This window comes from Elusimicrobium simillimum (assembly GCF_049639735.1).
In the GTDB taxonomy this organism is placed as follows: Bacteria; Elusimicrobiota; Elusimicrobia; order Elusimicrobiales; family Elusimicrobiaceae; genus Elusimicrobium; species Elusimicrobium simillimum.
In genome coordinates, this window is sequence record NZ_JBEVVA010000003.1 from 483,421 (window position 1) to 505,872 (window position 22,452).

The 22,452-nt window shown below is 46.2% G+C and carries 24 protein-coding genes; 22 read left to right on the top strand and 2 right to left on the bottom strand.

Going from position 1 to position 22,452, the window contains the following annotated elements; all coding sequences use genetic code 11:
- Positions 1-50: 50 nt before the first annotated feature.
- Genes AAIR98_RS02965 through pyrF form a run of 16 tightly spaced genes read left to right on the top strand, consistent with a single transcriptional unit; the run spans position 51 to position 14,954 of the window.
- The gene (locus tag AAIR98_RS02965) at positions 51-506 is read left to right on the top strand and encodes a phosphoribosylformylglycinamidine synthase subunit PurS (RefSeq protein ID WP_423970762.1); all 456 of its coding nucleotides are present in this window, start codon (positions 51-53) and stop codon (positions 504-506) included.
- A gap of 1 nt (position 507) precedes the next feature.
- Entirely contained in the window at positions 508-948 is a 441-nt protein-coding gene (locus AAIR98_RS02970) for a hypothetical protein (RefSeq protein ID WP_423970763.1), read from the top strand.
- A complete protein-coding gene (purL, locus tag AAIR98_RS02975) occupies positions 876-2,903 on the top strand; it encodes a phosphoribosylformylglycinamidine synthase subunit PurL (RefSeq protein WP_423972032.1) in 2,028 nt (675 codons plus the stop codon). Before AAIR98_RS02970 ends, purL begins: the two co-directional genes overlap by 73 nt.
- Before the next feature lie 8 nt (positions 2,904-2,911).
- Positions 2,912-3,655: a phosphoribosylformylglycinamidine synthase I gene (gene purQ / locus AAIR98_RS02980; protein WP_423970764.1), complete on the top strand. Its 744-nt coding sequence runs from the start codon at positions 2,912-2,914 to the stop codon at positions 3,653-3,655.
- Between the two features lie 23 nt (positions 3,656-3,678).
- On the top strand, positions 3,679-5,055 hold the full coding sequence (purF, locus tag AAIR98_RS02985) for an amidophosphoribosyltransferase (protein ID WP_423970765.1): 1,377 nt from the start codon (positions 3,679-3,681) through the stop codon (positions 5,053-5,055).
- Complete coding sequence (gene purD / locus AAIR98_RS02990; RefSeq protein WP_423970766.1) at positions 5,052-6,293, top strand: phosphoribosylamine--glycine ligase; 1,242 nt, start codon at positions 5,052-5,054, stop codon at positions 6,291-6,293. The genes purF and purD overlap by 4 nt, the downstream gene beginning before the upstream one ends.
- A gap of 1 nt (position 6,294) precedes the next feature.
- Positions 6,295-6,759, top strand: coding sequence for a 5-(carboxyamino)imidazole ribonucleotide mutase (gene purE, locus AAIR98_RS02995; RefSeq protein WP_423970767.1), 465 nt, complete (start codon positions 6,295-6,297; stop codon positions 6,757-6,759).
- Between the two features lie 9 nt (positions 6,760-6,768).
- Complete coding sequence (gene purM, locus AAIR98_RS03000; RefSeq protein WP_423970769.1) at positions 6,769-7,743, top strand: phosphoribosylformylglycinamidine cyclo-ligase; 975 nt, start codon at positions 6,769-6,771, stop codon at positions 7,741-7,743.
- Complete coding sequence (gene purN, locus AAIR98_RS03005; protein ID WP_423970770.1) at positions 7,722-8,297, top strand: phosphoribosylglycinamide formyltransferase; 576 nt, start codon at positions 7,722-7,724, stop codon at positions 8,295-8,297. The genes purM and purN overlap by 22 nt, the downstream gene beginning before the upstream one ends.
- Complete coding sequence (gene purH, locus AAIR98_RS03010; protein ID WP_423970771.1) at positions 8,281-9,822, top strand: bifunctional phosphoribosylaminoimidazolecarboxamide formyltransferase/IMP cyclohydrolase; 1,542 nt, start codon at positions 8,281-8,283, stop codon at positions 9,820-9,822. The genes purN and purH overlap by 17 nt, the downstream gene beginning before the upstream one ends.
- 7 nt (positions 9,823-9,829) lie before the next feature.
- Positions 9,830-10,369 (top strand): bifunctional pyr operon transcriptional regulator/uracil phosphoribosyltransferase PyrR, encoded by a 540-nt coding sequence (gene pyrR, locus AAIR98_RS03015; protein ID WP_423970772.1) that lies wholly within the window; start codon positions 9,830-9,832, stop codon positions 10,367-10,369.
- Positions 10,359-11,297: an aspartate carbamoyltransferase catalytic subunit gene (locus AAIR98_RS03020; RefSeq protein ID WP_423970773.1), complete on the top strand. Its 939-nt coding sequence runs from the start codon at positions 10,359-10,361 to the stop codon at positions 11,295-11,297. Before pyrR ends, AAIR98_RS03020 begins: the two co-directional genes overlap by 11 nt.
- A gap of 7 nt (positions 11,298-11,304) precedes the next feature.
- Positions 11,305-12,591, top strand: a complete 1,287-nt coding sequence (locus AAIR98_RS03025) for a dihydroorotase (protein ID WP_423970774.1) — start codon at positions 11,305-11,307, stop codon at positions 12,589-12,591.
- Positions 12,584-13,354 (top strand): dihydroorotate dehydrogenase electron transfer subunit, encoded by a 771-nt coding sequence (locus AAIR98_RS03030; RefSeq protein ID WP_423970775.1) that lies wholly within the window; start codon positions 12,584-12,586, stop codon positions 13,352-13,354. The genes AAIR98_RS03025 and AAIR98_RS03030 overlap by 8 nt, the downstream gene beginning before the upstream one ends.
- A complete protein-coding gene (locus tag AAIR98_RS03035; protein WP_423970776.1) occupies positions 13,348-14,256 on the top strand; it encodes a dihydroorotate dehydrogenase in 909 nt (302 codons plus the stop codon). Before AAIR98_RS03030 ends, AAIR98_RS03035 begins: the two co-directional genes overlap by 7 nt.
- The gene (pyrF, locus tag AAIR98_RS03040; protein WP_423970777.1) at positions 14,253-14,954 is read left to right on the top strand and encodes an orotidine-5'-phosphate decarboxylase; all 702 of its coding nucleotides are present in this window, start codon (positions 14,253-14,255) and stop codon (positions 14,952-14,954) included. The genes AAIR98_RS03035 and pyrF overlap by 4 nt, the downstream gene beginning before the upstream one ends.
- 226 nt (positions 14,955-15,180) lie before the next feature.
- Here the strand turns inward: pyrF and AAIR98_RS03045 are convergent, their stop codons facing one another.
- Positions 15,181-16,077: a cation diffusion facilitator family transporter gene (locus AAIR98_RS03045; RefSeq protein WP_423970778.1), complete on the bottom strand. Its 897-nt coding sequence runs from the start codon at positions 16,075-16,077 to the stop codon at positions 15,181-15,183.
- Positions 16,078-16,188: 111 nt separating this feature from the next.
- Here AAIR98_RS03045 and guaB point away from each other — a divergent pair, with 111 nt between their 5' ends.
- The 3 genes from guaB (at position 16,189) to AAIR98_RS03060 (ending at position 19,128) form a co-directional block, all read left to right on the top strand.
- Positions 16,189-17,652 (top strand): IMP dehydrogenase, encoded by a 1,464-nt coding sequence (gene guaB, locus AAIR98_RS03050; RefSeq protein WP_423970779.1) that lies wholly within the window; start codon positions 16,189-16,191, stop codon positions 17,650-17,652.
- Positions 17,653-17,737: 85 nt separating this feature from the next.
- A complete protein-coding gene (locus AAIR98_RS03055) occupies positions 17,738-18,556 on the top strand; it encodes an ion transporter (protein WP_423970780.1) in 819 nt (272 codons plus the stop codon).
- Between the two features lie 83 nt (positions 18,557-18,639).
- Complete coding sequence (locus AAIR98_RS03060) at positions 18,640-19,128, top strand: type IV pilin protein (protein WP_423970781.1); 489 nt, start codon at positions 18,640-18,642, stop codon at positions 19,126-19,128.
- A 69-nt stretch (positions 19,129-19,197) separates the two neighbouring features.
- On the opposite strand, the gene AAIR98_RS03065 is transcribed toward AAIR98_RS03060, so the two are convergent.
- Positions 19,198-19,965 carry a hypothetical protein gene (locus tag AAIR98_RS03065; protein ID WP_423970782.1) on the bottom strand — a complete coding sequence of 256 codons (768 nt, stop codon included), beginning with the start codon at positions 19,963-19,965 and terminating at the stop codon, positions 19,198-19,200.
- Between the two features lie 108 nt (positions 19,966-20,073).
- Between AAIR98_RS03065 and AAIR98_RS03070 the strand changes: the two genes are divergently transcribed.
- Genes AAIR98_RS03070 through AAIR98_RS03080 form a run of 3 tightly spaced genes read left to right on the top strand, consistent with a single transcriptional unit; the run spans position 20,074 to position 22,311 of the window.
- Complete coding sequence (locus tag AAIR98_RS03070) at positions 20,074-21,372, top strand: peptide MFS transporter (RefSeq protein ID WP_423970783.1); 1,299 nt, start codon at positions 20,074-20,076, stop codon at positions 21,370-21,372.
- 37 nt (positions 21,373-21,409) lie between these two features.
- Positions 21,410-21,982: a hypothetical protein gene (locus AAIR98_RS03075; protein WP_423970784.1), complete on the top strand. Its 573-nt coding sequence runs from the start codon at positions 21,410-21,412 to the stop codon at positions 21,980-21,982.
- Positions 21,982-22,311: a tRNA-binding protein gene (locus tag AAIR98_RS03080; protein WP_423970785.1), complete on the top strand. Its 330-nt coding sequence runs from the start codon at positions 21,982-21,984 to the stop codon at positions 22,309-22,311. The genes AAIR98_RS03075 and AAIR98_RS03080 overlap by 1 nt, the downstream gene beginning before the upstream one ends.
- Positions 22,312-22,452: the final 141 nt, after the last annotated feature.

A 22,452-nucleotide genomic window follows, 5' to 3' on the forward strand; every position in this document is an offset into this window, starting at 1 on the left:
TAATTAATTGGATTTTTACTGGACTTTACTTTTGCTTTCAAGGAGATTATATGGAAAGTTTTGTGGAAGTTTTTTACAAAGGCAGTTATGGCGACAAAAAAGTTGCCTCTATTAAAAAACGCCTGGAGCGCGTAGGCCTTAAAAACGTGAAAGAAGTTATCCCCAGCACGGCCTACAAAATCAACGGTGTTTATAACAAAGAACAGGTTAAAGACATCGCGCAAAACTTACTTACAGACCCTGTGCTTGAAACCTGTCGCACCACACTCTCCTCACCCAAAGGTTATTATAAAGTTGAAGTTTGGATAAGAGACTCCTCTACCGACGTTATAGGCGAGTCCGTTCGTGACGCCATTACCGCCATGGGTTTTGAAAAACCGCAAAGCGTAAGGGTAGGCAACTGTTTCGCAATCAAAGGTACTTTTACTAAATCAGCCTTAGAGGCCGCCGTTAAAAAAACCTTTGTTAACGAAGTTTTAAATAAATTTACTATAGAGGGCCGCTAATATGGAAAAACTGCTTGAAAACTTTAATAATCTTTGTGCCAATGACCTTTGCGTTTTGCAGGACAAAGCCTGCTGGAGCTTAAAAGAGGCCGAAATGCTGGCCGCGCAGAAATATTTTAAGACCCTCGGCCGCATACCTACCCAGGCGGAAATGGAAACTATAGCGCAAACATGGTCAGAACACTGCAAACATAAAACTTTTAATGACCCGGTTGAGTTTAAGCACAACAATAAAACAGAAGTTATTAAAGAAGGCCTTTTTAAACACACCGTGCACAAAGCCACCAAAAAGCTTAATAAAAAATGGTGCCTGTCCGTATTTAAAGATAACGCCGGCGTAATAGAATTTGGCCAAAATAAAAATGGGCGCTGGCATTCAAGGCCGAAACGCACAACCACCCTTGCGCGGTTGAACCTTACGGCGGTGCCGAGACAGGCGTAGGCGGCGTGGTGCGCGATATTCTTGGCGTGGGCCTTGGCGCAAAACCCGTGGTTAATACAGACATTTTTTGTTTTGCGAACCCTAAGTATAATAAAGATTTACCACCCGCAGCTCTTGCCCCCAGCCGTATTATCACAGGCGTAATTGAGGGAGTTAGAGACTACGGCAACCGCCTTGGTATACCTACGGCGGCGGGCGCGGTTTGGTTTGACGATAACTACGCTTTAAACCCGCTGGTTTTTGTAGGTACCATTGGTATTATGCCTACATGGGCTGTAGATAAAAAGGTGCACGTGGGCGACCTGGTTGTAGCCATAGGCGGACGCACGGGGCGTGACGGCCTGCACGGCGCCACATTTTCCAGCGCCAATATTGAGGACGCCAGCGAAGTATCGGCCGTACAAATAGGCCACGCCATTAACGAGAAAAAAGTTTTAGACGCTATGATGAAACTGCGTGACAAGCGCCTTTACCGCGGCGGCACAGACTGCGGCGCCGGCGGGTTTTCCTCAGCCATAGGCGAGCTTGGCAGCGAAACCGGCGTACGTGTTGACCTTAGCAAAGCCTTGCTTAAAGAAAGCAAAATTAAACCGTGGGAAATATGGGTATCAGAGTCACAAGAAAGAATGATACTTTGCGTAGAACCCAAAAACTTAAAAGCGGTGGAACAAATTTTAAAATCAGAAGACTGCGAGTACTGTGTACTGGGCGAGTTTACAAATACCAACAAACTTGAAGTATATTTCGGCAAAGAAAAAATAGTTGATATGGACAACTCTTTCCTGCACATGGGCGTACCTAAAATTACCCGTAAAGCAGAGTGGAAAGATGTTAAGTTTAAAAAGACCAACCTTAAACTTGCCGCCAAAAACTACGGCAAAGTTTTGCACAAAGCTCTGTCAGATTTAAACACCTGCTCACGTGAATCTATTATCAGACAATACGATCACGAGGTGCAGGGCAACACCGTGGTAAAACCGCTGCAAGGCATAACGCACGACGGCCCGGGCAACTCCAGCGTAATCTGGCCTGTAAGCGTAACGGGCGATACTAAAGACTACAACGGCTTTGCCGTATCACACGGCCTTAACCCCGCCATAGGCAAAACCAACCCGTACCAAATGGCGCTTAACTGCTGCGACGAGGCCGTGCGCAACCTGCTTTGCGTAGGCGCCGACATTACAAAAACAGCGTTTTTAGATAACTTCTGCTGGGGCAGCCCGGAGAACAAAACTCTTATGGGTTCATTAGTGCTTACTGCCAAGGGCTGTTATGACGGCGCCATGGCATATGGTGCGCCGTTTATATCGGGCAAAGACTCCTTTTATAACCAAAGTAAAGACGCCAAAGGGCGTGATGTTGCCGTACCCGGCACTATATTAATATCCGCCACCGCGCCTGTGTATGACGTGCGCAAGTCCGTCACCATGGACCTTAAAGAGGCCGGCAACGATATCTATATAGTCGGCATAACCAAAGACGAATTCGGCGGCAGTGTGGCCGAGGGTATTTTGGGTATAAAAAATTCTTTCACACCTACGGTTGACACAGCGTCAGCCATGGCTGCCTACAAAAAGATTTACAGCGCGATGCAAAAAGGCATTGTACGCGCGGCGCATGACTTAAGCCAAGGCGGCTTAGCCGCCGGTCTGGCCGAGATGTGCTTTAGCGGCGGCCTGGGCGCGGATATTAATCTTAAAAAAATACCGTCCGCCAAACTTAACGACGCGCAAAAGTTATTTAGCGAGTCCGCCAGCCGCATAATTTTAGAAGTGCCCGCTAAAGACGCCAAAGCGTTTGCCAAAATTATGGCTGGCGTAAAATTTGCCAAAATTGGCAAAGTAACCGCCGGCAAAAACCTGCAAATCACAACAGACGGCAAGAAGGTTGTACTTAGCGAGAGCCTGGCCAAACTAAAAAACAGCTGGCAAAAAACCTTAAAGGATTTAATGTAGAGGATTATATGAAAAAAGTTAAAGCGCTTGTAGTACGTACGGCAGGTATAAACTGCGATATAGAAACCAAACACGCACTTGACGCCAGCGGCGCAACGGCCGAGCTGGTGCACACTAACGAAATTACCTCGGGCAAAACAAAAATATTAGATTATGACGTACTAGTTTTCCCGGGAGGGTTTTCTTACGGCGACGATATTGCCGGCGGTAAAATATGGTCCGTACATATGAACAAAGTTTACGCTGATATTAAAAAGTTTATTGATTCGGGCCGCCCGGTAATGGGCATATGTAACGGGTTCCAGGTGCTTACCAAGCTGGGCTTTTTACCCGAGGGTAAAGAAAAAGCGCAAACAGCCAGCCTTACGTTTAACGATTCCGGCATTTTTAAAGCGCAGTGGGAAAAACTGAAAGTTAACAAAAACTCGCCCTGTATATTTACTAAAAACCTGGGTGACATCATAGAGCTGCCCATAGCGCACGGCGAGGGTAAAATTGTTATTAACGACAAAGCGGTTTTAGCCGCGCTGCAAAAAAATAACACAATACCTTTAACCTATGTTAACAACCCCAACGGCAGCGTGTTAGATATTGCGGCCTTATGCAACACAAAGGGTAACTGCTTTGGCCTTATGCCGCACCCCGAAAGGTACTTTAACGCGCTACACCATCCGGCCTGGACGCGTAAAGAAATGGAGAACGCAAAAGCTGTAGGCCTGCAGATTTTCAAAAACGTAGTTGATTACATTTAAATTAACTTTTTAGAGGAGAGTTTATGGGCGGTGTAATAGGAGTGCAAGGCAGTGACAAGGCGGCTGAGTTAACACATGTCGGTTTATTTTCAGTACAGCACAGGGGCCAGGAATCTTGCGGTATAGCGGCTTATGATGATGAATTAAAAAACTTCCGCCTGCACCGCAGCGGCGGCCTGGTAATGGGCGGGTTTTCAACCGAGGACTTGATGCATTTACAGGGCTACAGCGCAATCGGCCATGTGCGCTACCCTACGTCAGGCATAAAAACAGGCGTGCAAGACGCGCAGCCCTTTGTGTTCCGCACCGCGCTTGGCGATGTGGCCATCGCGCTCAGCGGCAATATTATTAATACTGAACCTCTTATTAAAAAAATGCGCAACTCAGGTGCTATCTTGCAGCATTATTCAGAAACAGAACTTATAATACATTTACTCGCCCAACAAAAAGGCAGTTTAGAAAACGCGCTCAAAAAAACACTTTCACAGATTGAGGGCGGCTATGCCGCCGTTATGCTGCTGGGCAGCAAGCTTATAGCGTTCCGTGACCCGTACGGTCTGCGTCCGCTGGTGCTTGGCAAACTGGGCAAAACTTATATAGTAGCGTCGGAAACGTCGGCAATAGAGGTTATGGGCGGCAAATATCTGCGCGATATTGAACCTGCCGAGCTTCTTATAATAAACAACGGCAAGCTTACCACCACGCACTTTACCAAACCCAAAGCGCAAAAAAACTGTATTTTTGAACAAGTCTATCTCTCCAGGCCGGACTCTGTTATAAGGGGCCACAGCGTGGCCAATGCCCGTATGGAAATGGGAAAAAGATTAGCCCGCCAAATGAAGGGCATTAAGGCAGACATTGTTATGCCGGTGCCGGATTCGGGCTTTTTCGCGGCGCTTGGCTTTGCTAAAGAATCAGGCTTGCCTTTTGAAATGGGCCTTGTAAGAAACCATTATATGGGCCGCTCTTTTATTAAATCCGCGCAGAATATAAGAGAGATGGTTGTGCGCCTTAAACTACTGCCTATTGAAGATATTGTAAGAGGCAAAAGCATAGTTTTGGTGGACGACTCACTCGTGCGCGGCACAACGTCTAAAAAACTTATTAAAATACTGCGTGAGCACGGGGCTAAGCACATACATTTTGCTTTAACCAGCCCGCCAATTGTAGCGCCATGTTTTTACGGTATTAATACGCCAAATAAAAAAGAGCTTATAGCCTGCACGCATACCCATGAGCAAATTAAGAGCGAGCTTGGCGCGGACAGCCTTACCTTTATTACTAAGGCCAACGCGGCGGCCGCCTGCGGCGGTATAGAGGGCAGCGGCGGATATTGCGACTGTTGCTTTACAGGCAAATATTTAACTAAAATTTCTAAAAGCACGTTGGAGAAGAGATGAACATTTTAATAGTAGGCGGCGGCGGGCGTGAGCACGCGCTTGCTTGGAAAATAGCTGAGAGCAAACTGGCAAGCATTGTGTACTCCAGCGTCGCGGCAGCTGAGGGCGGAAAAATAAAATTTAACTTTGCCGATATGAGCACGAATGAAAATGTTGTCGCTTTCTGCAAAACTAACGCCGTAGATTTAGTAGTAGTAGGGCCCGAGGCCCCGCTGGCGGCGGGTTTGGCAGACGCGCTTAGGGCGGCAAACATAAAAGTATTCGGTACGGTTAAGGCCGGGGCAAAGCTGGAATACTCTAAAGAATATTCCAAAGAGTTTATGCAAAAGTACAATATCCCCACCGCCGCCTACGCAAGTTTTACTGATCTCAAACCCGCGCAGGATTACGTACAAAACGCCGCGCTGCCTATAGTTGTAAAAGCGGACGGCCTGGCGGCGGGCAAAGGCGTAAGAGTGTGCCTGACTAAAGAAGAAGCCATGCAAGCGTTAACAGATTTTATGGCGGACAGCGTGCTTGGCGCCAGCGGGCATAAAGTGGTGGTAGAAGAATTTTTAGACGGTAAAGAAGCCAGCATAATGGCGTTTGTGGACGGCGATTCTTACAAAGTGCTGCCCGTAAGCCGTGACCACAAAAGGCTTTTAGACGGCGACAAAGGGCCCAATACCGGCGGCATGGGTGTGTATACCCCGGTGGCCGATATTACAGCGGCGGATATCGAATTTGTAAAAACAAATGTATTTGACAATGTAATAAAAGGCCTTAAGGCCGAGGGCATTGATTACTGCGGCATAATTTACGCGGGTATAATGAAGGGCAGCCAGGGCACAAATGTACTGGAGTTTAACTGCCGCTTTGGCGACCCGGAAACCCAAACAGTTTTGCCCGTACTTAAAGAAGATTTGCTAGAAATTATTTTAGCGTGCTGTGATAAAAAATTAAACAGCGTTGCTGACTTTGCTAATACGGAAGCGTCAGTCTGCGTAATTTTAGCGGGGGGTGATTACCCCGCCGCGCCGTCCAAAGGCATAGAAATTACAGGCCTTGAAAACGTTAAAGCGCAAGTATTTCACAGTGGTACCAAAAAAGAAAACGGCAAGTTTTACACCAACGGCGGCCGCGTGTTGGCCGTAGCGGCAACCGCCGCCACAATGGCCGAGGCCAGAGAAAAAGTTTACACAGAAATACAAAAAATAAATTTTAAAGGCATGCAATTTAGGCGTGATATAGGAGCGTAACATGACACAAGTACTTATACTTATGGGCAGCGTGAGCGACAAGCCTGTAATGGAAAAAGCGCAGGAAGTTTTAAATGAATTTGGCGTTAAGTGGGAGACCAAAGTCTGTTCCGCCCACCGCTCGCCAGACTATTTGCACCAGCTTATGCAGGAATATAAAGACGCTAAAGTTTTTATAGCAGGCGCGGGTTTAGCCGCCCACTTGGCGGGGGTAGTATGCAGCTTAACTGTAAGGCCCGTTATAGGCGTGCCGCTTGCGGCCGGGCCACTTAACGGTGTGGACGCGCTGCTTAGCACAGCGCAAATGCCGCCGGGTATGCCTGTGGCCACCATGGGCATAGATAACGCTAGAAACGCGGCTATGTTTGCCGTACAAATTTTAGCGTTACAAGACGCGGAGCTTGAACGTAAGCTTCTCACGTTCCGTGAAAAAACACAACAAAATATTATTGATAAAAATAAATAGGAGAGCGTAATGTCTACATATAAAAAAGCGGGCGTTGATATTGTAAAAGGGGATAAATTTGCTGATTTTATAGCAACCAAAGCCAAAGGTATAGGCGGCTTTGCGGGCCTTATGAAAGACCCTGCTAACAAAGACTACAGCATGGTTGCCAGCACAGACGGTGTAGGCACCAAGCTTAAGTTGGCGTTCATACTTGGCAAGCACGACACTATCGGCATAGACCTGGTGGCAATGTGCGTAAACGACCTTATTGTTTGCGGCGCAAAACCGCTGTTCTTTTTAGACTATTACGCCACCGGCAAGTTAGATTTAAAAACCTCTAAACAAATTATCACAGGCATTTTGGACGGATGCAACCAGTCAGGCTGCGCTCTGTTAGGCGGCGAAACGGCCGAGATGCCGGGTTTTTATAAAGACGGCGAATATGACCTGGCCGGCTTTTCAGTCGGCATGGTAAAAAACTCTGATATTATTGACGGCGGAAAAGTGCGCGCGGGTGACGTATTGCTGGGCCTGCCATCAAGCGGCTTTCACTCCAACGGCTACTCACTTGTCAGACATATTTTTGGTAAAGAACTTAAAAAGTACGCCAAACAGCTTTTAACGCCAACCAAAATTTATGTAAAAGATATTTTAAAACTGCGTGACGGTCTGGCTAAGCAAAAAAAGAATATTTTGGGCATGGCGCATATCACAGGCTCGGGCTTACCGGGTAACGTGTGCAGGTTTTTACCTAAAAATCTAGACGCTTACATAGATACCAATTCTTTCAAAGTACCAGCCATTATGAAGACGCTTCAGAAAAAGGGCAAAGTGTCTGACAAAGAAATGTTTGATACCTTTAACATGGGCATAGGCATGGTAGTATGCTTAAAAAAAGAAGACGTTAAAGCGGCCAAAAAACTTTTACCCGCCCTTATAGAAATAGGCTGGACGGCCAAAGGCAAAGGTGAGGTTGTCTTATGCCAAGAGCTAAAAAAATAGTAGTTTTTGCCAGCGGCGGCGGCAGCAATTTTGAAGCGCTGGCTAACGCTGTTAAAAACGGCGGGATCAATGGTGAAATTGTGCTGCTGGTGGCGTCCAAGCCAGGCATTGGCGCGGTGGAAAAAGCCAAGCGTTTTAATGTACCCGTATTTATTGAAGGCGGCAGCGGTTTGGCAGAAGAATTAAAAAAAATTAATCCAGATTTAATTTGTTTAGCCGGTTACCTTAAAATGGTGCCGCAGGAAATTTTAAATATTTGCCCCGCCATCAACATTCACCCCGCTCTCCTGCCCGCCTACGGCGGCAAAGGCATGTACGGCGGTAATGTGCACAAAGCGGTACTTGCGGCGGGTGAGGTTAAAAGCGGCGCCACGGTGCACTATGTAAACGCCAAGTATGACGAAGGCGGCATAATTATGCAGCGTGAAGTGCCCGTGTTACCAAACGACACTCCGGTAACCTTAGCGGCAAGAGTTTTAGAGCAGGAACATATTTTATACCCGGCAGCGGTAAAATTATTTTGTGAGGATAAACTTAATGGAAAGCAGAATTAAAAGAGCGTTAATCTCAGTATCAGACAAAACAGGCTTGGCAGATTTTGCCAAAGGGTTAAGTGCGCTTGGCGTAGAAATTGTATCAACCAGCGGCACGGCCAAGTTTTTAACCGAGGCCGGCATTAAAGTACGTGATTTAAGCTCGCTCACTAATTTTCCGGAGATTTTAGAAGGCAGAGTAAAAACTTTGCACCCGCATGTGCACGGTGGCATTTTGTTTAAAAGAGACAGCGCCGAGCATGTTGCAAAAGTAAAAGAGCTTGGTATAGAACCTATAGACATGCTGGTAGTTAACCTCTACCCTTTTAGAGAAACAGCGGCCAAAGCCTCACACTCTTTCGCGCCGGAAGTTATAGAAAATATAGATATAGGCGGCCCCAGCATGGTGCGCAGCGCGGCCAAAAATTTTAAAGACGTCGCCATTATCTGCCGTCCGCAGGACTACACCGAAGTATTAAAAGAATTACAGGACACCGGCGATTTAACGTACGAAACCCGCCAAAAACTTTGCGTGGAAGCGTTCACTCATACCGCAGCCTATGACGCCGCTATCTCAGAAGAATTTAAAAAAGGCCTCGGCCAAAAATACCCGGACACAAAAATAGTAGTGCTAGAAAAACTGCAAAGCCTGCGCTACGGCGAAAACCCGCACCAGTCAGCCGCGCTTTATACGCAAGGTAAAGAATTTTCTTTTGAGCAATTACACGGCAAAGAACTTTCTTACAATAATATATTAGACGCCTTTGGCACCTGGGACAATGTGCATGAGTTTGACGTGCCCGCCTGCGTTATTTTTAAACATATTACGCCGTGCGGCATAGGCACCGGCGACACTCTTACACAAGCGTTTGAACGCGCCTGGCAGTGCGACCCAAAATCAGCCTACGGCGGTATAATAGCGTTTAACCGCGCGGTGGATAAAGAGATAGCGCAGTTTATCTCAACATTTTTTGTAGAGGCCGTTTGTGCGCCTGATTACAATGCGGACGCATTGGAAATTTTAAAACAAAAAAAGAATTTACGCATACTAAAACGCACCACGCCGCTTAGCGCGCGCCCGCTGCTTAAGTCAGTAGGAGAAGAGGTTTTACTGCAAGACCCGGACCAAATTTTATTTAACGGCGAACTCACTTGCCCCACCAAACGTAAGCCTACTAAAGAGGAAGAGACAGCACTCAAGTTTGCCTGGGCGGCGGTAAAGCACGTTAAATCCAATGCCATAGTTTTGGCGGGAGAATGCCAAACAGTAGGTATTGGCGCGGGGCAAATGAGCCGTGTTGACGCCGTAAAAATGGCCTCAACAAAATACGCCGAATATTTAGAATCTAACGCTAAGCCCAAAGTGCTTGTGCTGGGGTCAGACGCGTTTTTCCCGTTCCGTGACGCCGTAGATATGGCGGCGGCCGAGGGTGTGACGGCTATTATACAACCAGGCGGTTCTATAAGAGACGAGGAAGCCGTTGCCGCCTGTGACCAGCACGGCATCGCAATGTTGCTAACAGGTATAAGACATTTTAGACATTAGAGGTTTTATGACAAAATTATTAAAAAATTCAGCCGATATGGAAAAGACTCTTCAAAGAATGATTTACGAAATGCTTGAACGCCACGAGACTTATGAAGACATTGTTTTTGTAGGTATCCGCACGCGCGGCGTATTTTTGGCGCAGCGTTTAAAAGACAAGTTTGAAGCGGCCGCCAAAACCAAAGTAATGTACGGTGAGCTGGATATTACTCTTTACCGCGACGACCTTAGCCAAGTGGCCGACTACCCGGTAATTAAAGGCACTAATATTAACTTTGATATTACTGATAAAACAATAATTTTAGTTGACGACGTTTTGTACACCGGGCGCACCATACGTGCCGCGTTAAGCGAACTGGCTGATTTAGGCCGCCCCGGTAAAGTAGAACTTGCCGTACTTATTGACCGCGGCCACCGCGAGGTGCCCATCAGCGCAGACTATGCCGGTAAAATTGTACCCACTTCAAAAAAAGAAGTTATACACGTAAGACTTGCCGAACATGACGGCGTGGACGAGGTTGTATTGGGGGTAAAAGATGCCAAATAAATTTGTATGGACCAAAAAAGATTTGCTTGGGTTAGAACATTTGTCCGCCCAAGAAATAGAACATATTTTAAACACGGCGGCTTCTTTTAAAGAGGTCTCCACCCGCGATATTAAAAAGGTGCCCGCGCTGCGCGGCAAAACAGCCGTTAACCTTTTTTACGAGGCCTCCACCCGCACCCGCGTAAGTTTTGAAGTGGCCGAAAAAAGGCTTTCTTGCGACGTTATTAATATGGACATGAAAGCCAGCAGCGTACTAAAAGGTGAAACTCTTGCCGACACAGGGCGCAACCTTGAATCTTTAAAGGTAGATATTTTTGTAATACGCCACTCAAGCCCCGGCGCGGCAAATGTGCTAAGCCGCTTTGTTAAAGGCAGCGTGATAAACGCCGGCGACGGCAAGCATGAGCACCCCACGCAGGCGCTTTTAGACATGTACACGCTTAAAGAAAAGTTTGGCACGCTTAAAGGCCTTAATGTTGTGATAGTGGGCGATATTTCACACTCCCGCGTGGCCCGCTCCAACATATGGGGGCTTACAAAATTAGGCGCCAATGTTACGCTGTGCGCGCCTGAAATTATTTTGCCTAAATACGCAGAAGAGTTTGGCGTAAAAGTTACATCTGATATTGACGCCGCTTTGCGTGACGCGCACGCTGTAAACGTATTGCGTATGCAGTTTGAGCGTGATAACGCAGCCGCTTTCCCAAGCCCGGCGCAGTACTATAAACAGTACGGTATTACACGCGCGCACCTAAAAAAATGCAGGCCTGACATTGTTGTCATGCACCCCGGCCCCATGAACAGAGGCATTGAAATAAGCTCAGACGTGGCCGACGGCCCCAACTCAGTTATACTTGAACAAGTTACCAACGGCATAGCGGTACGCATGGCCGTATTATTCTTAACAACAACCGCCAAAAGAGGATAAATAATTTATGAAATATTTAATAAAAGGCGCCCACATAATAGACCCCGCAAACAACTTTGACGCCGTGGCCGATATTCTTGTGGAAGACGGCCGCATAGCAAAAGTAGAAAAAAATATTAAGACGGACGCTGAGGTTATAGACGCAAACGGCTTAACCTGCGTGCCGGGCCTTATAGATTTGCACGTGCACTTGCGCGAGCCTGGTTACGAAGGTAAAGAAACTATTTCCACCGGCAGCATGAGCGCGGCCAAGGGCGGTTTTACAACAGTATGCATGATGCCCAATACCAACCCCGCTATGGATACTAAAGAGCACGTTGAACAGGCTAATGAAATTATAAAAACCGACGCTTTAGTAAACGTAAAAGTAATTGGCGCTATTACAAAAGAAAGAAAAGGCGGCGAGATTACAGATTTTAAAGAACTTAAAGCCGCCGGCGCGGTGGCGTTATCTGACGACGGTTCGCCTGTGTGGGACCTGGACGTTATGAAGGCGGCTTTAAAATACGCCTACAACTTTGGCCTGCCTATTACCTCACACGCGGAAGATTTGGAACTTGCCAAAAACGGCGTAATGAACGACGGCTTTATCAGCAGCAAGCTTGGCCTTACAGGCATATCCAACGCCAGCGAGTACGAGGCTGTAAAGCGTGAAATAGATTTGGTAAGAGAGACCGCTACGGCGCTGCACTTCTCGCACATTTCAACTAAAGAATCATGTGAACTTATAGCGGCCGCTAAAAAAGAAGGGCTGCGTATTACGGCCGAGGCCACGCCGCACCATTTTACACTTACGGAAAAAGAATGTGAATCCTTTAGTGGCAATACCAAAATGAACCCGCCGCTGCGTACTGCCACAGATGTTGAGGCAGTAAAAAAAGCTTTAGCCGACGGCACGCTTGACGCCATAGCTACAGACCACGCCCCCCATGCCCCGCATGAAAAAGAAGTTGAGTTTGACCTTGCTATGTTTGGCATAATAGGGCTGGAAACATCTTTCGCGCTGAGTTACGAAACTTTAGTTTTATCAGGTCTTATAGATTTAAAAAAGTTAGTGGAACTTATGAGCGTAAACCCCGCCAGTATTTTTAAACTTAACGGCGGCAGTTTAGCGGTTGGTCAAGTTGCAGACATAACTTTGATAGACTTAAATAAAAAATGGGTTTATACCAAAGAGGAAATTTTATCCTCCAGTTCCAACACGCCTTATATCGGCCGTGAGCTTACCGGCTGTGTGGAGCACGTGCTTGTTGGCGGTAAACATATTTTTGCGGAAGGGAAAATAAATGAATAATTTTGACGCTGAAGTTATTTCTAACACTGAAGTAGCTAAAGATATTTTTAACCTTAAATTTATGTGCGCTGATTTAGCCGCAGCCGCACGCCCCGGGCAGTTTGTTGAGGTTTTGTGCGAGGGTGCTGGCGCGCCGTTTTTAAGGCGGCCTTTTGGCGTTTACCGCGCGGGGGCTGGAGGCGACTGTGAAATACTTTTTAAGCGCGTTGGTAAAGGTACTGATATTTTAAGCGGTTTAACAAAAGGCCAAAAAATTAATGTCACAGGCCCGCTAGGCAACGGGTTTACCATAGAAAAGGGCAAAACGCATTTGATAGCCGGGGGCGGTATGGGCGTGGCGCCGCTTATGTTTTTAGCCGAGACTATTTTTAATGCGGGCGAAAAGCCGCAGATATTTTTAGCCGCCAAAACGGCCGAACAAATTGCGGGCATAGAGCTTTTTAAAAAATTTGGAGAAGTTATAATTTCAACAGAAGACGGCTCTTTAGGTGAAAAATGTTTGATAGACACACCGCTTGAACGCACGCTTAAAACCGCAAAAAACGCCGTCATATATTCCTGCGGCCCGCACGGCATGCTGCGCTGCGTGGCTGACTTAGGTGCTAAATATAATACGCCTGTGCAGGTATCTTTAGAAGAAAAAATGGCCTGCGGCCTGGGTGTGTGCCAGGGCTGCCCGGTGAAACTTAAAAACAAAGACACCAAATATAAAATGGTTTGCAAAGACGGGCCTGTTTTTGACGGGGGGGACGTGGTATGGTAAAAACAAAACTTGGTAATTTAGAACTTAAAAACCCCGTGATGAGCGCCAGCGGCACCTTTGGTTACGGCAAAGAATTTGCCGAGTTTTTTGACCTTAGCGTAATGGGCGCGGTGCTTTGTAAAACCATTACGCTAAACCAGCGCGAGGGCAACAAGCCGCCCAGAATTGCCGATACCCCGTACGGCATGCTTAATTCTATAGGTTTGGAAAATAAAGGCGTGGAATATTTTATTAATACCGCCTTACCGTTTTTAGCAAAGTATGACACAAAGGTTATCGCAAGCATAGCGGGCAATGACGCGGCAGAGTACGGTGAGCTTGCCAAAATTTTAGACGTGGCAAAGCTGGACGCTATTGAGGTTAACCTATCGTGCCCCAACGTATCGCACGGCAAAAGTAAAGGTTTGTTTAGCCAATGCGCGGACACAAGCGCCGCCATTATTACCGCTGTACGCGCGGGCACGCACAAACCTATTTTTGCCAAACTTTCCGCGCAGGTTACTGATATTAAAGTAATAGCTAAAGCGTGCGAGAACGCCGGCGCGGACGGCCTTACTCTTATCAATACTTTACCCGCCATGATGGTGGACCTTAAAACCAGGCGGCCTATGCTTGGCAATATTTTTGGCGGCCTTAGCGGCGGCGCAATAAAACCCGTAGCGTTAAAAGCCGTGTATGAAGTTTACAAAGAAGTCAGCATACCTATAATAGGCAGCGGCGGCATTATGAACGCTGAAGATGCGCTGGAGTTTATACTCTGCGGCGCGAGCGCGGTGCAGGTTGGCAGCGTAAACTTTGTTAACCCGCGCGCCTGTGAAGAAATTGTGCGCGGCATAGAAGCTTATTTTAAAGAAAATAATTTTAAAGATATTACAGAACTTAAAGGACAGGTGAAAATATGAAGCCAAGTGACAGAATAATAGTAGCTTTAGACGTAGAAACCGAGGCCCGCGCCTTGGCGCTGGTTAAAAAACTTAAAGGTAAAGTTGGCGTATTTAAAGTAGGTAAAGAACTTTTTACCGCCTGCGGCCCAAGCATAATTAAAAAAATACATAAACTTGGTGGCAAAGTATTTTTAGATTTAAAGTTTCACGACATACCAAACACCGTAGCCAAAGCGGTAGCACAGGCAACCAAGCTTGGCGTGTACATGATGACCATACACACCAGCGGCGGTACTGAAATGATGCAAGCCGCCGCCACCGCCGCCAAAGAAAACAGCAAAAAAGGCAAAACGCCAATTGTACTGGGCGTAACAATTTTAACCAGCCTTGACGATAAAGAACTTAAAAAACTGGGTTTTAAAGACGGCGCGGAAAAAATGGTAGTTAAACTTGCCAAAATGGCAAAGGAAGCTGGCCTTGGCGGCATAGTATCCTCCCCCAAAGAAGTAAAAAAATTACGCAAGGCGCTTGGCCCCGGCGTGGCGCTGGTAACCCCCGGCATACGCCCACTCTGGAGCGTAGCGGGCGACCAAAAAAGGATTATGACGCCAAAAGGCGCCATAAAAGCCGGCGCGGATTATATGGTAATAGGCCGTCCGATTACAGGTCACAAAAACCCGGTTGAAGCGGCAGAGTTAATAGCTAAGGAAATTTAGTACAAAAGCCCCGCCATACGGCGGGGCTTTTACTTATGTAATTGGTTGCTTATTGCAGTGCAGATGGCTTTCAGATTTGACTAAATTTCAATTTTTTGAAGCTCACCGTAGCTACGCTACTTGAATGTCGCTTAAAGAAAATTGAAATTTAGCCAAATCTGAAAGCGATGTATAAATGAAGTGCGGCACACTTCTTTCAGTGTTGCAATATTAAAGGCACTTATTTTTAAAACGGCTTTGGGTGGATTGATATAAATGTTTCCTGGCCGAAAACTTCTTTCAGTTTTTCTCTTATCTCGCACATTTTTACAAACACTTCTTTGAAAGACGTATCTTTATCAAACATTACGTGCATGTCTATGGATATGCGGTAGCCTATCTTTCTGGTTTTTATGTGGTGCGGGTTGCTTGTGCCGTCAACGCTTAGGCAGATATTATAAATTTCTTCCACTTTCTTTTTTGGCAGCGCTTTGTCCAGCAGTTCTTCTATAGAATTTTTTGCAATTTCAAGGCCTACTATAAGTATGAACACGCTTACAAGCATGGCGGCAATGGGGTCAAGTATAGTCCACTTGCTGCCCAGCGCAATTGCCCCGCCTATGCCTATAAATGTGGCTACCGATGAAAACGCGTCGCTGCGGTGATGCCAGGCGTTTGATATCACTGCCATGCTGTCTATCTTTTTACCCACCGCCAGGCTGTAGCGGTACATGGCCTCTTTTGAGATTATAGATATCAACGCCATTACAAGCGCTATCATACCGGGCTTAGCCAAAGTGCCGCCGCCAAGCACGTTATATACTGCTTTTGCCCCGCTCATAAATATGCCCGCAGCGGCCGCTATAAGCACGGCTGAAATTATAAGCGCGGTAAAAGTTTCTATCCTGCCGTGGCCATATGGGTGGTCTTCATCGGCGGGGCGGCTGCCCAGGCGCACGCCAAAAAGTAAAACAATATCAGTAAAAATGTCTGAGAAAGAGTGCATAGCGTCCGCCACCATGGCGGCGCTGGCGCCAAGTATACCGGCGGCAAACTTAAAAATGGTCAACAGTATATTGCCGCCCATACAAATGAAAGTTACTATGTTAGTTTGTCTTACTCTTTCTTCCGCGCTTATAGTCATAATAGGTTATCCTTTTATTAATATATAAAAAGGATAGCAAAAAAATATTATCCTGCGTAGACTTGGGACACTAAAAAAAGTATAATAATAAAAAGCGTTACAGGAGAGAAAATGGAAGACAAGTTCTCAAAAGAAGCCTTAACCTTCGACGACGTGCTCTTAATACCGCAACATTCTGAAGTGTTGCCCAAAGATGTAAAACTGCAAACAAACCTTACAAAAAAAATTAAGCTTAATATCCCCTTAGTCAGCGCCGGTATGGATACGGTGACGGAATCCAAAATGGCCATAGCCATAGCGCGTGAGGGCGGTATCGGCATAATACATAAAAACATGTCTATAGCCGCGCAAACGGCAGAGGTTGACCGTGTTAAACGCAGCGATAACGGCGTTATTTATGACCCGTTTTCACTTAGCCCAAGTAATACTTTAGCCGACGCTAAAGAGCTTACGGCCAGATACAAAATTTCAGGCGTGCCGATAGTGGACGCCAAAGGTAAGCTGGTAGGCATTATTACTAACAGAGATATGCGTTTTGAAACAGACAACGCAAAACTAATTTCTAAAATAATGACCAAGACCAACCTTGTAACAGCTAAAGTAGGCACATCTCTTAAAGAAGCTAAAGAAATTTTAAGAGGCAAAAAAATAGAAAAACTGCCGCTTGTAGACGCTAAAGGCATTTTAAAAGGCCTTATTACAATTAAAGATATAGAAAAGGGTGTGTTGTACCCCAACTCCGCCAAAGACGAAAAGGGCCGCCTTTTGGTAGGCGCCGCCATCGGCATTACCAAAGACGTGCTTGCAAGGGCGGAGTCTCTGCTTAACGCTAATGTTGACGTGCTGGTTTTAGACACAGCCCACGGCCACAGTAAAGGCGTGGTGGAAGCGCTTAGCAAACTTAAAAAAACTTTTCCCGAAGCGCAAATAATAGCCGGCAACGTTGCCACAGCAGCAGCGGCCGAGGACCTGATTAAAGCAGGCGCAGACGCTGTTAAAGTAGGCATTGGCCCCGGCGCTATTTGCACGACCAGAGTAATAGCCGGCATAGGCATGCCGCAGGTTACCGCCATTTATGACTGCGCCCAAGTAGGCGCAAAATACGGCGTGCCTGTAATAGCTGACGGCGGTATTAAATTTTCCGGCGACATAGCCAAGGCTATAGCCGCGGGGGCAAGCGTGTGTATGATGGGCTCGCTCTTTGCGGGCACCAATGAGTCACCGGGTGAAAATATTATTTACAACGGCCGCGCTTTTAAAGCGTACCGCGGTATGGGGTCTGCCGGGGCTATGTGCTCGGGCAGCAGCGACAGATACTTTCAGGAAGGCTCAAAAAAACTTGTGCCCGAGGGCGTAGAAGGCCGCGTGCCTTATAGGGGCGCAGTGGCGGACGTAGTGTACCAGCTTGTAGGCGGTCTTAGGGCGGCTATGGGTTACTGCGGCGTTAAAACTATCGACGAGCTTATAAAAAATGGCAAATTTGTAAAAATAACATCTGCCGGGCTTAAAGAATCGCACCCGCATGATATTTTTATAACTAAAGAAGAAAGCAACTACAGTTCAGGCAATTTCTAAAATCAAATAAACAACAAAATCCCTCCGGGACATTACGGGGGGAATTTTGTTGTTATTCTAAATTAATACAAGGTGCAATTAATATATGAAAAACTGGTCAGGCAAGTTGACAACGTCCAAAATATTCGAGATGTTTATCAACTTTATAATCGTAGTAAACTGTATTTTAATAGGCGTGGAAACATACCATAAAACGCCTGCTATACACATGGTGCAGCAGTTATGCGTAATGATATTTGTGGTGGAAATCACGCTGCGTTATATCGCCGCTGACAGCATGAAAGAATTTTTTAAAAACGGTTGGAACGTGTTTGACCTTACGCTTGTTTTAATAAGTTTGGTGCCGGAATCACTCATAGGCCACAGCGCGGCGGTAACATCGCTGAGAATATTTAGAGTGTTTAGAGTTTTACGTTTAATGAGAACCAGCAATGAGGTTAAACTTATTGTAAGCGTGTTGGTGCGCTCGCTCAAAGCTTTAACTTATAACGCGTTTTTCTTTTTCATATTTTTATATTTGTTTGCCATAATAGGCGTAACAATATTTAAAATGCCTACGGCCGAGGCCGGCGGTGCGGAAATGGCGGCTAAACTGCAGGCGCATTACGCCGTAGCGCCCAACAGCCCCGAGATATCGCCCGACCCGTACGGTACTTTGCATGAGTCTATGTTCACGCTTTTCAGGGTTACCACAGGTGAAGACTGGACTGATATCCGCTACAATCTTATAGAAGCCAGCCGCAGCGGGCTTATACATGTGCCGGCTACCATAGTTACGCTGTTTCATGTTTTTTGGTTTTGTATATCCGCGTTTTTACTGCTTAACTTACTTGTAGGCGCGGTGGTAAATAACTACCAAATAATCATGAACGAAATGCGCGAAGCCGAAGAAGCCGCTTTGTAATAAAAAAGGCCCCGGTAAAACTGGGGCCTTTTGCTTGATGGGGTTGGGCATTTGTGTTATAATAAAACTTCGGAGGATGTATTATGAAGAAAGGGTTTACGCTGATTGAGTTGTTGGTTGTAGTTTTAATTATTGGTATTTTGGCGGCTATTTCTTTGCCGCAATATACCAAAGCGGTAGAGAAATCCCGCTTAGCTGAAGCTAATATAGTCATGAAAAATATTTATGATTCTTTAGTAAGATGCTCTTTAGCAAACGGAAGTTTGGAAGGAGAGGGAGTGTGCTTCTGGGATGAGTTGGATATAGACCTTGCACTGCCCGAAGCAGACGGTACTTTGGCAAGACAGTCAAAAAATTTTTGGTATTCCTTGGAAACAAGAGGCCACGAGTTGTTTGCTTGCAGAGGTCAGTTTGACCAAACAGCGGAATATGATTATTGTCTGAATTGGACATATGAAGACGGGCATCCGGACCAGGACCTTAAAAGAGTTTGCGAGGCAAGAACAGATAAAGGTAAAAGTGTTTGCGCTTCTGTAGGAAAACTTGAAAGTGATGACAATTACGTCTATTAAAATTTAACATTTAAAAACCGTCTCATGTTTAAACATGAGACGGTTTTTTTGTTATATAGTAAACAGCTCTTACTGTTGGGTATAAAATAAATTGCGGGCGGGTTTTATGCCGCATTTTTGGTATTTGTTATATGCCTGCGCTACCGCTTCGTGCGTTTGTACAGCTGTTTTATTTTCAGCCCAGGCATTGGCCAGGGCGAGTAAATTGTAAGCCTCCGGCGCCATAAGGCCTGTGGTTAATACTAACGGGCGTATACCTGTTTTACCCAGCGGCGTGCCAAAGTATTGTTTGCTCTTGCAGGCAAATACAGCTGCGTCGCGCTTAGTGTTTTGTTTGGGCTCTTTGGCCTCTGCGGTCGTTATCGCGCCGTCCATAAAAGCGTCGTGCCCTACAAACACTACCAGGCCTGCCCCGCCGCCGGCCTCAAGCGTAACTTCCTTAACTTTAATAGCTTCTTTTTTATTAGCGGCAGCGTACTCAAAAAAATCTTTTACGGTGGTTGTTATATGTTTGCCGTCGTAAGCGTCGGCCACTATATATACGTCTTTTGTGGCGTGTTTAAAAATTACTCTTTCTAAAATTTTGTCTTTAGGGTTTTTCTGCGTTGAGACAAGCTTCCAATTTTCCTGCCTGTTGATATAGCTTTTTACGCCGTACATAGCGCCCCAGTAAAGGTTGTTTTTGGGGTCTTGACCGTTGCCAAGAGTTGCGGGCACGGGTACTATGCCCTGGTATTTGTTATCGCATAAAGCAACCAGTGTGTGTATGACACGGGGCTCCGCGCGCAATATGGCACAGCAGGTAAGCAGGGTAAATATAATTAAAAGTTTTTTCATACTTATTTATAGCATATTTTTACGATTCTCCGACGGTATAAATCGCGCGGTTTTTTATACCTTACTATGTTATAATGGGGGTGTAGTTAACCCCTTAAAGGAAAATCTATGACAGAAAATACTAAAAAATCCCAACCGGGCGCATTATACATGCTGTCCGGCGTTGAGTTGTGTGAAAGGTTTTGTTTTTACGGCGCGCGCACAATACTTGTACTGTTTATGATAAGCCCCGCTTTAGGCTTTGGCGATCAGCCTGCGCTTAGAATATTCGGTTTGTTTATGGCTTTTGTTTATCTTACACCGGTATTTGGCGGCATAGCGGCAGACCATTTTTTAAGTAAAAAAGCCTGCGTTATTATAGGCGCACTGCTTATGATACTGGGGCAGTTTACAATAGCCTCCTACGACATTTTGCCCGCCAAAGCGGCTTTTACTATTGGCGTGGTGCTGCTTATTTGCGGTGTGGGGTTTATTAAACCTAATTTAACTTCTTTGGTGGGCGATTTATACGGGGATAACGACCACCGCCGTGACGCCGGGTTTACAATATTTTATATGGCCATAAACATAGGCGCGTTTCTCTCGCCGCTTGTGTGCAGTTACCTGGGTGAGAGGATAGCTTTTAAATACGGTTTTATGGCGGCGGGTGTGGGTATGGCCATAGGTTTAGCGTGGTTCCTTTTTATAAAAAATACGCACCTGCGCCACATAGGTGACCGCGCGGTTAAAACCGCCGGGGCCGCCGCATCAAAAGAACCGCTTACCCAGCAGGAAAAAGACAGAATTAAGGCCATATTTATTTTTGCTTTTTTTACCATTTTCTTTTGGGCGTTTTACGAGCAGTCGGGCTCGTCACTTACTCTGTTTGCGGAGAGGGCCACAAACAAATCTTTGTTCGGCTTTAACATAACCACAGGTTCTTTACAGGCATTGCCGCCGTTGTTTGTTATTATTTTGGCGCCCGTATTCGCGTGGTTGTGGAACAAGCTTGGCGTGCGGGAGCCGTCTACACCAATTAAATTTGCCTGGGGGCTGGGGCTGCTGGGCGCGTCATTTTTAATAATAGTTTTAGGCGCTTATATTTATCAAAAGACAGGAGCGGTTATAAGCGTGTTTTGGCTGGCTGGCCTTTACTTTGTGTCTGTATTGGGCGAGCTTTGCTTATCGCCCGTAGGGCTGTCTATGATAACCAAACTGGCGCCCGCCAGGTATGGCGTTATGTTTATGGGCATTTGGTTTACGGGCAACTTTTTGGGCGGGCTTTTGGGCGGCGTGTACGCCGGGTTTTATAACGAGGCTAAGCTGGCGAAGTTTTTTAGCGTGCCGGCGCTATGCGCGATTGGCTGCGCTTTTATAATATGGCTGATATCGGGCAGACTTACTAAATGGATGCACGGTGTCAAATAGCATTTTTATATAATAAATAAAACTATTAGGAGGATTTATGAAAAAAATCACATTACTGCTTGTGGCGGCTTTACTTATGCCCGCTATGGCGTTTGCCAAAAAAGAAAATAACGCGCAAAAATTTTTTAACGAGCTTAAAAAACACTGCGGCAACACGTATGAGGGTGTTGCGGTTGCGGGCGGGGACGAAGCGCCTTTTAAAGACGCAAAACTTGTAATGAACGTGCTTTCCTGCAAGAAAAATGAAATCAGAATACCGTTTTTTGTAGACGAAGATAAATCAAGAACATGGGTACTGACGTTAAAGGGCGACAAAATACTGTTAAAGCATGACCACAGGCATAAAGACGGCACATCGGACGATGTAACAATGTACGGCGGCATAACAAGCAACGCGGGCAGCCCGACAATGCAGGTGTTCCCGGCCGACCAGGAAACTACAGATATGATAGCCTACGCCGCGCCAAACGTGTGGTGGATAACCGTTGACGGCACATCTTTTACCTACAACCTGCGCCGCATGGGCACAGAAAGATTTTTTAGCGTAAAATTCGATTTAACAAAACCTGTTAAGGCGCACCCCGGCTATCCCTGGGGCTGGAAGGAATAATGGCTGAAATTACAGATTTGCTTGGGTTAGATATACGAGTAGGCGTGATTACAAAGGTAGAGTTTTTTGAAGGAGCAAGAGTACCCGCTTACAAACTGGAGATTGACTTTGGCCCTTGCGGTACAAGGGTAACGTCCGCCCAGCTTACGCGCAGGTATAACGAGGAAAAACTGCTTAACCGCCGTATAGTAGCCGTGCTTGGCCTGCCGCCTAAAAGGATAGCCGGTTTTAAAAGCGAGTGCCTTGTGCTTGGCGCGGTGGACGGCGAGGGGGATGTTGTATTGCTGGACCCCGGGCAAGATACGCCCATAGGCCGCCAGATTATGTAAAAAAGTCAGTTGGGACAAAAATTTAAGATTGATATGTATGTTTTGTTTTTTGCGCTTCGCGTCCCAACTGCTTCGCTCTCTGCGCTCGCTGAGGTTTCAAGAAAAGGAATATAATTTCTTCGGCTTTTGGCGGATTATGAA